The sequence below is a fragment of the Shimazuella sp. NTD250 genome, assembly GCF_059510375.1.
Window position 1 is genome coordinate 64,491 of record NZ_JCAJZS010000008.1, and the last position, 12,818, is coordinate 77,308.

Below are 12,818 nucleotides of genomic sequence, written 5' to 3' on the forward strand. Positions count from 1 at the left end.
AGAAGCGGCTTCGAAGTAGTAAATTTAGGTAGAGAAAAAGGTCCCATCAGGACCTTTTTTAGAGATTACTTTTTACTTAAGTTAGAAGTTGCTTCTTGCTGTCCCTTCTCTAGATTAAGTTTCCATAATAGTGAAATTCCGATGACAAAAAAGATCGCGAGTGAGAGAATACCAAATCGACTAGACCCTGTTAATTGTCCCGCCAGACCAAAGACAAATGGTCCAAAGATTGCGGAAAATTTTCCTGATAGACCATAGAAACCAAAAAATTCGGCGTTTCTTTCGGCTGGGACTAGTTGGCTATAGATGGAACGAGATAGAGCTTGACTACCTCCTTGTACCATTCCTACTAGGATAGCGAGAACATAAAAGTGAAAAGAGGTGGTCATTCCATAACCGAGAATGACAATGAACAAATATATAATAATTGTGGTGATCAAGGTGCGTTTACTGCCAAACCATCCAGCGAATTTTCCAAATAATAATGTGAAAGGCAATCCAACAAATTGGGTTATGAGCAGAGCTAGAATGAGATCACTTGTACCAATCCCAATTTCCCTTCCATAAATAGTGGCCATCTTAATAATGGTATTGATTCCATCGTTAAAAAACCAGAAGGCAATTAAAAAACGCATGAGTTCTGGGTATTTTGGCAGTTGCCTAATGGTTTGGATTACCTGCCGGGTACTATTTTTACTCAGTTGGAAGAAGCTCTCTGTTGATTTTTTTTCTTTTTCTTTTACATGTCTGAATATGGGAAGGGAAAAGAGGAACCACCATACACCAACAGATGCAAAAGCAATCTGAGTTGCAGATATTGACGTTAATCCAAACCAATCGGGTTTCTGAATAAAGACAAGTTGCAGTGCCAATAATACACCACCACCGATATATCCAAGGGCATATCCGCGACTAGACACCATATCGCGATCTTTTTCCTCCGCTATCTCTGGCAGGAAAGCATCATAAAAAATGTTACTGCAGGCAAAGGCTAAAGACCCTATAATCACTAGTACAACTGCCCATCTCCATTCACCTTCATCAATTGTAGCCATCAGTAGTGATGAACCGATTCCCAAGTAGGTGAAAAAGCGGAGAAATTGCTTTTTTCGTCCTGCTCGATCAGCAATTGAACCAAGGATAGGAGATAAGAGAACGAGTAAGACTAAAGAAATGGATTCCGTATAACCCCAGTAAGCAGTAGCAGTTGTCTTTGATAAGCTCTTAGCAGCAACATCTGAAAAAAAGATAGGCATTACAGCTGCAATCATGGTAGTGGCAAAAGCAGAGTTAGCCCAGTCATACCATATCCAAGCACGTACAACTTTTTTGTCCATCATGTTCCCCCTTAAAAGTTCCGATCTCAAAATAAAAAACTGTTACTAATTCAGAATGAAAATAAATGAAAAGTAGGGTTGTAATGATCACAAAAGATTCACTATCATTATTATAAGAATTTTGCAGGCAGTTGCGATATAGCAGGCAGAGAAAACTATAAATTATATTGTTCAAACAGAAAATAGCAGCATAATTGTTATATTTTTACATCATTATATGATTAATTTTACATAACTGTCCTGCCATATATTTGCAAGAATTAGGATAGCCTGATGATATAACGAAAATGACATTCATCCTTAATGATACTTCATGTTACAATAGGGGATATGAAAAATGTCCGCTTGATAGAGTGAGGGGAAGTTATGCAGATAAAACAACAAGGAGAGCGAATAAAACGAAGTTACCAAGTAATCAGTGTATTTCCATTTGTTGATGGTGTTCTGTATTACACAACTTATGATTCGTTTGATCCTGAAGAAGTACCAACACGTTTTATCCATGCAATACAATTGCAATCTGAACCAAATGAAGATACGATTGCGAAATTACCTTTGAGAAATGAACGTATTTTTGTACCGTTGCAAGAAGTCTTTGTAGAAGATGGAGTGCTTTATCAAGTATTTGAGAAAATGGAAGGGAACCTGTTAGGGATATACCTTTATCAAAACGCTCCACTTGCATTAGGAGAAGTTTCTCAGATCACGAAGACAATTGCTGATCACTTAATGGAGTGCGATTCCCAAGGTGAATTTGCCCTTATTGATCCCCAAAACATGGTCATCGATGAAGATGGTACTATTCGTTTCTTGTACGGTGGACCTACTTCTGTATTACCTTCGGAAAAGGAAAATGTATACAGCGAAGCGGAGTTGGCAAACCAACTTGGTGAGTTGTTGTTTTTGATGTTGACAGGAGAAAATATAGAGCAGCACAAAAACAAGATGAGACCACTGCGATCGCTTCGATCTGATGCTCCAGTTGAATTAGAGTCTTGGATAATGAAGAGCGTCTCACCAGATCCAGTGATGCGACCACCTTTACATGAATTGTGGAAGTGGGCTCATGAATTTGGTGGTAAGAAGCCCAAAGGGATTGATGCTCTAAAAGATGAGCAGAAAAAAGCTGGCAATACATTGGTAGACAAGTTTTTTACTGGACGTTCAAAGCTCGCTTCTTTTGGTGTCAATAAAACAAAAAATGATGCGGAAAGCACAGTAAAACCAAAGAAAAAGTTACCTGGATGGTTGACGTGGGTTGCTGTTGGGATTGTTGCTCTATTGTTTTTAGCACGCTTGATTGTTACAACGGGTCCAGATATTACCCCTTTAGTAGAAGCGAAAATTGTACAGGAAGTCGAACAAAATCCAAACAAAGCTGTCAGTTTGTATAATCAATCTGTAAAGGCATATGAGAAAGGCGATATCGATAAAGCATTGACATTTGCAAAACAAGCCTTAGCAATGGATACAGAGAGTAAACAGTATTATGTGCACCTGGCTAATCTCTATGGATTGAAAAAAGATTATAAGTCAGGCGTTATCGTGATGAATTCAGCAACTGCTTATTTTACAGATGATGCGAAGTTGTTTGATCAGCTTGCTGTTTTTAATTATTATGTACGTGATTATCCAAGTGCAAAAACAGCAATTGATAAAGCTGCAGAGCTAGATGAAAAAACTGCTAGTATTTACTATCATCGAGGGAAAATCTACAATATTTTAAAAGATAGTAACACAGCTGTAGAGAGTATGAAAAAAGCAGTTGCACTAGCTCCAAAAAATGCAGTGTATTTTCATGAATTTGCTATTATTCAATTACAAGCTAATAATATAGAAGCTGCAGTGGAAAATGAGAAAAAAGCAGTTAAGTTGAATGACAAGAGTATCGAGTATCATATTTCTCTTGGACTTTTATATTTAAAACAAAGAGATGAAAAACTTCGAAATCAAAGCTTGAGAACCGATGTAAAGGCGAAACAACTCAAGGAGCTACTCAATCTAGCTTTTGATCAATTTGTCGCTGTAAATCAAATCGATGATACAAATGCAGAAGGCTATTATTACAAGGCTCGAGCTTACTACATAAATGGTAAGACTCATCCTAGCAGCTATAATTCTGCAATTGTAGCTTCACAAAAGGCAGTGGTTCGTGATCCTAAAGTTGGGAAATATTCTTACCAGCTAGGAGTTTGCTATATGGCAGTGAAGAACAAACCTGCAGCGGTTGCAGCTTTTCAAAAAGCTCTCCAATTAGAACCGAGTAACCGCCTCTACCAAAATGGACTATCAAGTGCTCAGGCAATGAAATAGTTTGCCAGAAAGGAAAGGTAAAGTGCGTGTGAAGCTACTAGGCTTAGCTATTTGTTCTTTATTTTTATTCTCACACCCTGTTGTATATGCTGCTACTACTATTGTAAAAGTTAAAACTCCTTTCTTGGAAATGCAACCTGCTTCTATTGAACTGTCCCTGATGGAACCTAAGGTTGGACCAGGAGGAGAAGGAGAACTAACGATTAATATAACTGGTGAGTAAAAGGTGGATCTCCATGCGACATGTAATTTCTAGTACACAATTTACCAGAGAAGATCTAACATCTCTGTTTGTTCTTACATCTGATATCAAAAAAAATGCCAGTCGCTATCAGGATTCACTCCGTGGTAAAGTGGTGGCTACTTTGTTTTATGAACCGAGTACACGTACTCGGCTTTCTTTTGAGTCTGCTATTCAGCGACTAGGGGCAAGTTTAATAAGTACCGAAAATGCGAAGGAAGTTTCTTCTTCTGTAAAAGGAGAAAGCCTTGCAGATACCATTCGGATTGTGGAAGGATACGCGGATGCGATTGTTATGCGTCACCATGAAAATGATGCAGCAGCGGAAGCGAGCAGAGTAGCTTCTGTCCCCATTATTAATGCAGGAGGGGGATCAGGTGAACATCCCACCCAAGCATTACTAGATGGTTACACCATATTTGAACAGCGATCATCGTTAGACCATCTGTCTGTTGCGGTGATTGGTGATTTGAGATATGGCCGTACCGTTCATTCTTTGGTGAAAATATTATCTTTATTTAAGGGTTTAACGATTTATGGTGTAGGATTGCCGGGTTTAGAACTAAGTGATGATTATATTCAGTATATGGAGGATCATGGTGGGCGTTTTATTGCATGTTCTTCTTTAAGTGATATACCAAGTGATGTAGATGTACTTTATCAAACGAGAACGCAGAGAGAAAGAATGCCAGCAAGTGAGGGAAAGGTAAAAGAAATGGTCATTGATAGACATGTGTTGAGTCGTTTTAGTTCTCATACGATGGTGCTTCATCCGCTTCCTCGTAACCAAGAGATCGCCCCTGATGTAGACGGGGACCCTCGTGCTCTATATTTTAGACAGGCAAAAAATGGTATGTGGATTCGGATGGCTTTACTCTATTCATTATTGACAGAAGACCGCTAACTTTTTGTTAGCGGTCTTTTTTCGAATACCTATTGAACTGTCAACGATTGCTCGGTATGGTCGTGTATTTTCCCTTTTTCGACATGTAACTTTACATGATAGGTTCCAGGTGTTTTAAAGTGATAAGTACTATAGTATTCACCGGGTTTTGTTTCCGCGACATCTGTAAAATCGTGGTTGCTTTCACCTTCTTTCCAGATTTCAAACTCTACATTTGCATCTGTTAAGGCCTGATTGTTTTGGGCGATATGCCCGAAGAGTTTGGTACTCTGCCCACTTTTGGCGTTAGAAGGTAGCTGGATATGCATCATCAATCCGTTATCTCCACTATGATGACTCTGTTCTTTATTTGATGATTCGCCAATTGTAAAAGTCTCCGAAATCATTTGATGCACCTGTGGGGTTGTTGCATGGACAATGACATTATAATTACCCGCGATAGGATAAGTATTTGTGATGGTATAGGTTCCTTCAGCCGTTCGTTTTGTTTTTAGCATAGAATGATTTTTTGCTCCTGTATTCCAAATCTCAAATTCGACATTCGCATCATTCACGGGTTTATTGTCTCCAGTTACCTTTGCCGACAGCGTAATTGGTTGATTTGGGACTGGTTTTGTTGGTTGTACTTCAAACTGAAGTGAGATTGAGGCAGGTGCACTTGGAGGTGTGGAAGTGGAAGATGGTAAAGTACATCCACTGACCAAAAACAATCCCAATGACAGCATCCATCCTATTTTCTTCAACGTTAGAACCCCTTTGTTTCTTTTTGTAATATTACGTATAAACATCTTGATTCCAATTTTTACATAAAGCGTCCTTATTATTGTAAAAAACAGAGGAACAAAAAACATCCCTCATAAGAGCTATTTTCACGTATTGCCTCCCATAAATCCTTGTTCATAGGCATAACGAGTCAGTTGTACTCGATTATTCAGGTGTAATTTTTGCATAATATTTTTGAGATGATTTTTAACAGTGTGTTCGGAGATAATCAGTTCATTTGCGATTTCTCGATTGCTCAGTCCTTGGGCGACCCTTGTCAATATCTCTTGTTCCCTTGGAGTCAACAAATGGTCATTCGTTGATTTTACTCCGGTGAATTCGGCTAGGATTCGATTGGCGATTTCTTGAGGCATTGGGGCTGTATCGGTTGCCAATGCATGTAAGTAGGATAGCCAAATGGTCGGATTGAGGTTTTTCACGAGGTACCCTTGGGCACCGTTTTTAATTGCTTCAAACAAATTGGTAACATCATCGGAGACCGTAACCATAACGATTTTAACATACGGAAATTGTTCCTTTACTTGGCGTGTTGCTTCCAGACCGTTTAAGCCTGGCATATGTATATCCATTAAAATCATATCTGGCATGAGTTGCTCTGTCAGAAGTAAGATTTCATCTCCGCGTTTCGCTTCTCCAACAATGATAAAGCGGTCATCTTCCGAGAGAATCATCCGCATGGCTTTACGGGCATGTTCATGATCATCAGCGATTAAAATTCGATAATTCATCTTTTAAAGCTCCCTTTTCCAAACATGAACGATGGTTTTGTTTTTTTCCCGCGAGAAAGAAAATTTCGCATCGCACTCTTCCGCACGTTCCTTCATGATACTAAGACCAAACTTATTTGCCGATTGTAATTTTTGTTCATCAAAACCTGCACCGTTATCTTCTACCTTCAAATTCCAACTATCCTCTGTGGAAGATAATTCTATCCATACTGTTGTAGCAAATGCATGTTTTCGAATGTTCGTCAGTGCCTCATTGACGATTGCTATCAGTTCCCAGCCTTCTTTTTGGGAGAAGTGGCTGTCTTGAAACTGGAAATTATAGTGAACATCGATTCCTGTATCCAAACGAAATTGTTCGATACTTGTTTGAAGCTGTGCCGATAAGGCTAATTGGTATTCTGTTTTGAGGGTGTGGATGGATCTTCGTACATATTCTTGGATATGGTGCAAGCTATGTTGCAGTTCCCTCCATTGCTCATGAGGAGCGATTGCTTTTAATTTTTCTACTTGCACAGAGGAGAGAAACAAAGTTTGAGCGATTCCATCATGGAGTTCACGGGCTATCCTCTCTCTCTCGGCCATGAGCTGCTTGCTTTCCCGCTCTTGTTTTAGCTGCTTTGATAAATGTTCATAGGCTTGAAAGAGCGGATTGAGGAAGGCGATGGTAATCAGGAAAATAATGATAGGAGAGAGCCAATTTCCAAGATCCATGGAAACATGAGGGAGCAGGATCGTGTGGCGGAGATATTCCCATACTCCAATCGTCAGGGTAGGGATAGAGAGGATAAGCCATTTAATTTGTTTGGTAGACATAGTAATTCAGCCCTTTATAGAATTGAGAGTGAGAAAACCCACGGTTGAATCGTGGGATGGAAACGAGGATTGGATGAGAGGGTTCAGCACTCTCTCATCCAACACTATTTTAAAAAAATATATCTACAAACATACATTCTGCTGATAAACTATCATCAATTACAAATTTTGGATAGTTTGAAATGCGAAAACCAAGCAGTAGGGCTATTCTATGCTGTAATGGAACCGTGGGGCTCACGGGGTTAGTTTGGTAATGAAGTAGTCATCAGACTACTGTCCCAAGAATCCTTCGGCTTTAGCCGTATGGTGTGCCAAAAAAAATTCCATTCTATCATAACGGATTTGTTTTCCTTTATCTACTTTAAAAAGCCGACGGCCGGGTATCTACCTCAGATACCCGGCCGGTCACTTCATCTCGCATCGAGAGGCTGTCGATACGCTTGTTCGAACAGCTCACTGATAAGCGGGATGAGTTCATGGAACGAGAAGAGATCTTGCATGTAGGTTCTCTCTGCGTTTTCGAGTTCTTCTCTTGGAGTAGAAGGTGGTGTCTTCTCTCGTTGCAGTTCCTCTTGTACTTTTTGTAGCTTTTCTTCTGTCTCTGTGGTGAGGCGTTCCAATTCCTCGATAGCTTCAAGGAAGGAATCTTTGATAGGGGGTTTTTCTCCCCGCAGATCCTCACACAGAATAGCAAATTTCGGGAACCGACTACGAGGGAGTCCACTTCTCACAAGCAGATTGTGGTGAACTTGAGGGAGCTCTTCTGTTGAAAGCGCATTCGAAGAAATCAGCATACTAACCTCTATTCTCTTCTAACGATTCCACTATTCTTATTATACGCAATACCTATTACCACGAATAGGGAAAAAATTTTTCTATGTTTAATACTTTTTTGTATAAAAATATACTAATAAAGGATAATGGTAGGAAAGAAGGAGAGTGGGAGTATGTATGATGTTTTATACCCCAGCTATTGGATTTTGACGGAGCGATTGTTCATGGCTGCATTGATGGGTGGGTTAATCGGCTGGGAGAGAGAGTTAAACCATTCTCCAGCAGGTTTTCGTACCCATATATTGGTTTCGGTAGGTTCAGCTTTGATCATGCTCATTTCGATCTATGGATTTTCTGACTTTGTCCATCTTCCTCACTTTACTTTTGATCCTTCGCGGATCAGTGCCCAAGTTGTCAGTGGAATTGGCTTTTTGGGGGCTGGAACTATTTTGCGACAAGGAGTTACGGTGAGCGGTCTGACTACAGCAGCTTCACTTTGGGTAGTAGCAGCTGTCGGCCTTTCAACGGGAGCTGGTTTTTACTTTCCATCAGTCATTACGACATTGATCGTATTTATTGGACTCATTATCCGCAGATGGCTGGATCGGATGTTTTGGAACCAAAAGACGAGAGCTGTATTAGAAGTTTGGACAGATAATGACGTTTCTCGTTTGAGTGAGATGGTAAAGATTATCGGAAAAAGCAAAAGTATCTCTATTAAAAAGCTTCGAATTGAAGAAGATGGTCATGATGCTTCAAAGATCACTTTTACAATTAAAATAAAAGGAACGAACTTAGATGCCGAGTTGTTGGAAGAATTGCAGCATATGGAAGGAATCACTCGTGTGGAGCAAATTTATTGACGTTGAGAACCTTTGTATGGAGCGGTTTAGAGCATTATTCTTTATTGACCAGTAAATTGCGAATAATGTAAGATGAAGTTAAGATTTACCGACCGTGTGCGTTTGCACCTAACCCGAGGAGTATCCCTCATGTTCAGCAACCCCAACCTCAAAGCTGCGCTCGCCGAGGCCAATAAGCTCAAGGATGGTATCCAGCAGTACATCTGGTGGCTCGAAGGGACGATCAAGGCAGGCGAGAAGCTGGGCGAGATGGCCCAGTCCATCGGCGTGCAGATGGTCGTACCGACGGTGTCCATCGAGACGCCCAAGGTCACGGGACTCAAGGCCGCCAAGCCTAAGGTCGCGGGACTCAAGGTCGTCGAGCCCAAGGCCACGGGACTCAAGGCCGTCGAGCCCAAGGCCACCGAGCCGAAGGCAGCCGAGCCGAAGGCCACCGAGCCGAAGGCCACCGAGCCGAAGGCAGCCGAGCCGAAGGCCACTGAGCCGAAGGCAGCCGAGCCGAAGGCCACCGAGCCGAAGGCAGCCGAGCCGAAGGCCACCGAGCCGAAGGCAGCCGAGCCCAAGGTCACCGGACCCAAGCCCGGTCCCAAGCCGGCGAAGAAGCCCGAGGTCAAGCCCGTCGACGAGACAGATCTGCCCGTGGAAGTCAAGATCCGTCGCGAGAAGATCAGGCGGGGGGAGCACGGCCAGTGGAAGACCGTGGTGGAGATTCTCTCCCAGATGGAGTTCTACAAGGATCTCCTCACTCCCCAGCAGATGGAGGATCTCTTCAAGGGTCTCCCGGAGGAGAATCAGGAGGAAGTGAAGGCGATCTGGGACGGACAGAAGGTCACCAAGTCGGGATCGAAGCCCGTCCCCCGTCCGAAGCCCACTCCCGCTGACCTGAAGAATCAGGGGAAGCGGATCGTCGTCTCTCAGGACAAGCCCAAGCCCCGAAAGTTGGACTATCTCCGTCTGAACCACTTCAAGAAGCTCTTCAAGGATCTGGCGGAGATCAGGTACAGGGAGCTGACCGAGGAGGAGTACGCGGAGATTGAAGGGAATCACACTTTGCAGGCCGCGAGGATGATTCTCGATGGTGAGGAAGAAGAGTTCACTCCTGCTGACCGGCGGCTCTTTGAGGACAACGAGTACCTGCAGGAACTGTTGGCGATCAGGGAGAAGTCCGCTTCTTCCCTGGAAACGCCCAAGGAAGCGCGCCAGCCCAAGGCCCGTCCCGAGCTGCCCCTGATGGAGCGGTTCGAGAAGAACGACCCGACCCTCACCTACGAGCAAATCAGCTCGCTGAGGAGGAGCGGGCGGATCAACGGAGCAAGGGAGGAGCAGTACTACTTCTATCTCTTGGAGGAACTTAAGGGCGGCTCGTCGGAGCAGCAGATCGAGTCGCTGGAACAGTACTTCTTCGAGGTTCTGAAGAGGACCGAGAAGAACGACCTGATCCTCTCGGAGGATCAGGTCGATGCACTGGAGAAGTACTACGCCGGTCTCCTGAAGCGGAACGAGCAGAAGGACCGAACCCTCACCGGCCGGCAGAATGAGGCGCTGAAGAGGTACTACTCCTACTTCCAGAAGCGATTCGAGCAGAAGGACCCGACCCTCACCGGGGAGCAGATCCAGAAGCTGGAGAAGGTCGGCCGGGTCAACCGGGATCAGGTGGACGAGTACCTCGACGCTGTAAAGGTTGCTGCCTAGGAACCGCAACTCCTCACATCGCACGCACACGGTCAAACCCCTCCGGCTTATTGCCGGAGGGGGGGCGCTGATCGCTTTCGAGCAATCTGCTGCCCCCGTGCGAATAATAATGAACTTTTATATAGATGATGGAAAAACGAGTTAACCCGAGCGGGTTAGCTTTTTTTGTATATTTGTCAAAAAATAGACCCAAAATAAGAAAAAGCATTGCCATTTTGGATAGTTGGTGTATAATAATATCGTAAGGTCAAAGTTAGTCAAAGTCAGCAAGGGGGTGTCCGTGTGGGGAATATTTCGGACATCATCGAAAAATATCTACAACAGATGCTAGCAGCAAGTGACAGCGGGATGGTAGAGATCAAGCGAAGTGAATTAGCCGATGAGTTTCAATGCGTTCCTTCGCAAATCAATTATGTGATCAGTACCAGATTTACCGTCGAAAAAGGATATTTGGTAGAGAGTAAACGAGGTGGAGGCGGGTTTATTCGCATTCGCCGCGTGAGACTTCAGTCCCAAAAGGAGTATTTTGCTGATCTATTGCTTCATATCGGAGAGTCGATCCCTCAACTGACGGCAGAGCATGTTCTCAGTCGTTTAGTGGGAGATAAGCTGTTGACCGAGCGTGAAGCAGTTCTGATCAAAAGCATTATTTCCCGGGAAACACTCCAACTGCCACTTCCTATTCGCGATGAGGTAAGGGCCCGTATGTTGCGATCGATGATCTCCATTCTGTTTGGAAAGTTAGGAGGTAGATGAACTTGCTTTGTCCTGAGTGTGGAAAACGTCCAGCAACCCTCCATTATACGAAGATCGTAAATGGAGAAAAGACAGAAGCTCACTTATGTGAGGTTTGTGCACAGGAAAAAGGCGAGTATATGCCTGGATTTGACAATGGCTTCTCGTTTCATAATCTGTTATCTGGATTATTAAACTTTGATATGGTATCAAGTGAATCTCCCAATATTGCACAGCAGACCGTTCCAAGATGTGCGACATGTGGGTTAACGTATAATCAATTCAGTAAAATAGGGCGGTTTGGCTGTAGCGATTGCTTTGAAACGTTTCGTGATCGTTTAGATCCGCTTCTTCGTCGTATTCATGGGTCTACCACTCACCATGGTAAGTTTCCAGAACGTACAAAAGGCGAACTAAAAATCAAAAAAGATCTAGAAAAACTTCGTGAACAACTCGTTCGATCAATAGAGTTGGAGGAGTTCGAAAAGGCAGCACAACTTCGAGACCAAATTCGTTCGCTACAGGAACGGCTCTCGGAGTAAGGAGGCAATAAGAAATGTCGTTAAATCAATTTCTTGAAAATGCTGTGAGTGAATGGATGAAGGTAAAAGGTGCTGAGTCCGATGTGATCTTCTCCAGCAGAGTTCGCATAGCACGTAACTTAGCGCAAATGCCATTTCCGATGCTCAGTACCGCCTCCCAATTGGAAGAAGTGACTCATCTCATTAAAGAAGCATTGACCAAAGATGATATTCCAGAGATTTTGGAGAATGCGGAACTGATTGAAATGGCAGACTTGACCGAACTTCAAAAGCGAGTTTTGGTAGAAAAACACTTGATTAGTCCTCACTTGGCAGAGGAATCTACATCTGGAGCAGTTCTCTTTAGTCAAGATGAGTCTGTCAGTATTATGGTGAATGAAGAAGATCATATACGAATTCAATGCTTATTTCCTGGTTTTCAGTTAGAGAAGGCTTGGAAGTTGGCATCTCAAATAGATGATTGGTTAGAAAAGCATGTGACTTTTGCTTTTGATGAACAGTGTGGATATTTAACCAGCTGTCCTACTAATGTTGGTACTGGAATTCGTGCATCCGTGATGATCCACTTGCCAGCTTTAGCGATGACTGGGCAATTAAATCGATTTATTCCTGCAATTACCCAAGTGGGCTTAGCAGTACGAGGGATTTATGGAGAAGGAAGCGAAGCGTTAGGCAACTTGTACCAAGTATCCAACCAAGTGACACTTGGTCAGTCGGAAGAGGAAATTATCGATAAATTGCAAGGCGTAGTACGCCAAATGATCGATCATGAAAAACAGGCTCGCGATAGATTGCTCGGTATGTCTTCGATCCAATTGGAAGATAGAGTTAACCGTTCTTTTGGAATACTAGCTCATGCCCGAATTATTGACTCCAAAGAGGCGATGAGACGTCTATCTGATGTTCGCTTGGGGATTGATTTGGGCTTGTTGACAGGAGTTCCGTCATCTGTGATGAATGAATTAATGGTATTGATCCAGCCAGGATTTTTACAGCAATATGCAGGTGAAAAATTAGGTGCGGAAGAACGAGATGTTCGCCGAGCTGACTTAATTCGGGAAAGAATTGGAATGGAAAGAGAGTAAAAAGATAA

General features: G+C 42.9%; 13 protein-coding genes. 8 read left to right on the forward strand and 5 right to left on the reverse strand.

Annotated elements, in window-relative coordinates:
• Positions 1-65 precede the first annotated feature (65 nt).
• The gene (locus AC5WOF_RS17195) at positions 66-1,337 is read right to left on the reverse strand and encodes an MFS transporter (protein WP_496051178.1); all 1,272 of its coding nucleotides are present in this window, start codon (positions 1,335-1,337) and stop codon (positions 66-68) included.
• 366 nt (positions 1,338-1,703) lie between these two features.
• Here AC5WOF_RS17195 and AC5WOF_RS17200 point away from each other — a divergent pair, with 366 nt between their 5' ends.
• Genes AC5WOF_RS17200 through pyrB form a run of 3 tightly spaced genes read left to right on the forward strand, consistent with a single transcriptional unit; the run spans position 1,704 to position 4,795 of the window.
• A complete protein-coding gene (locus AC5WOF_RS17200) occupies positions 1,704-3,650 on the forward strand; it encodes a tetratricopeptide repeat protein (protein WP_496051179.1) in 1,947 nt (648 codons plus the stop codon).
• Positions 3,651-3,672: 22 nt separating this feature from the next.
• Positions 3,673-3,873 (forward strand): hypothetical protein, encoded by a 201-nt coding sequence (locus tag AC5WOF_RS17205; protein WP_496051180.1) that lies wholly within the window; start codon positions 3,673-3,675, stop codon positions 3,871-3,873.
• Positions 3,874-3,886: 13 nt separating this feature from the next.
• Complete coding sequence (gene pyrB / locus AC5WOF_RS17210; protein WP_496051181.1) at positions 3,887-4,795, forward strand: aspartate carbamoyltransferase; 909 nt, start codon at positions 3,887-3,889, stop codon at positions 4,793-4,795.
• Between the two features lie 29 nt (positions 4,796-4,824).
• Here pyrB and AC5WOF_RS17215 read toward each other — a convergent pair whose 3' ends face one another.
• The 4 genes from AC5WOF_RS17215 to AC5WOF_RS17230 form a co-directional block, all read right to left on the reverse strand.
• The gene (locus tag AC5WOF_RS17215; RefSeq protein ID WP_496051182.1) at positions 4,825-5,538 is read right to left on the reverse strand and encodes a FixH family protein; all 714 of its coding nucleotides are present in this window, start codon (positions 5,536-5,538) and stop codon (positions 4,825-4,827) included.
• Between the two features lie 126 nt (positions 5,539-5,664).
• Positions 5,665-6,306, reverse strand: a complete 642-nt coding sequence (locus AC5WOF_RS17220; RefSeq protein WP_496051183.1) for a response regulator — start codon at positions 6,304-6,306, stop codon at positions 5,665-5,667.
• A gap of 3 nt (positions 6,307-6,309) precedes the next feature.
• Positions 6,310-7,119 carry a sensor histidine kinase gene (locus tag AC5WOF_RS17225; protein ID WP_496051184.1) on the reverse strand — a complete coding sequence of 270 codons (810 nt, stop codon included), beginning with the start codon at positions 7,117-7,119 and terminating at the stop codon, positions 6,310-6,312.
• A gap of 410 nt (positions 7,120-7,529) precedes the next feature.
• Positions 7,530-7,913: a hypothetical protein gene (locus AC5WOF_RS17230; RefSeq protein WP_496051185.1), complete on the reverse strand. Its 384-nt coding sequence runs from the start codon at positions 7,911-7,913 to the stop codon at positions 7,530-7,532.
• Positions 7,914-8,066: 153 nt separating this feature from the next.
• On the opposite strand from AC5WOF_RS17230, the gene AC5WOF_RS17235 reads away from it, so the two are divergent.
• The 5 genes from AC5WOF_RS17235 to mcsB all read left to right on the forward strand — a co-directional run bounded on the left by AC5WOF_RS17235 (position 8,067) and on the right by mcsB (position 12,810).
• Positions 8,067-8,756 carry an MgtC/SapB family protein gene (locus AC5WOF_RS17235; protein WP_496051186.1) on the forward strand — a complete coding sequence of 230 codons (690 nt, stop codon included), beginning with the start codon at positions 8,067-8,069 and terminating at the stop codon, positions 8,754-8,756.
• 129 nt (positions 8,757-8,885) lie between these two features.
• Complete coding sequence (locus AC5WOF_RS17240; protein ID WP_496051187.1) at positions 8,886-10,448, forward strand: hypothetical protein; 1,563 nt, start codon at positions 8,886-8,888, stop codon at positions 10,446-10,448.
• A gap of 282 nt (positions 10,449-10,730) precedes the next feature.
• Complete coding sequence (locus AC5WOF_RS17245) at positions 10,731-11,204, forward strand: CtsR family transcriptional regulator (RefSeq protein WP_496051188.1); 474 nt, start codon at positions 10,731-10,733, stop codon at positions 11,202-11,204.
• A 2-nt stretch (positions 11,205-11,206) separates the two neighbouring features.
• Positions 11,207-11,725: a protein-arginine kinase activator protein McsA gene (gene mcsA, locus AC5WOF_RS17250; protein WP_496051278.1), complete on the forward strand. Its 519-nt coding sequence runs from the start codon at positions 11,207-11,209 to the stop codon at positions 11,723-11,725.
• A gap of 14 nt (positions 11,726-11,739) precedes the next feature.
• Positions 11,740-12,810, forward strand: a complete 1,071-nt coding sequence (mcsB, locus tag AC5WOF_RS17255) for a protein-arginine kinase McsB (RefSeq protein ID WP_496051189.1) — start codon at positions 11,740-11,742, stop codon at positions 12,808-12,810.
• The last annotated feature ends 8 nt before the right edge of the window (positions 12,811-12,818 follow it).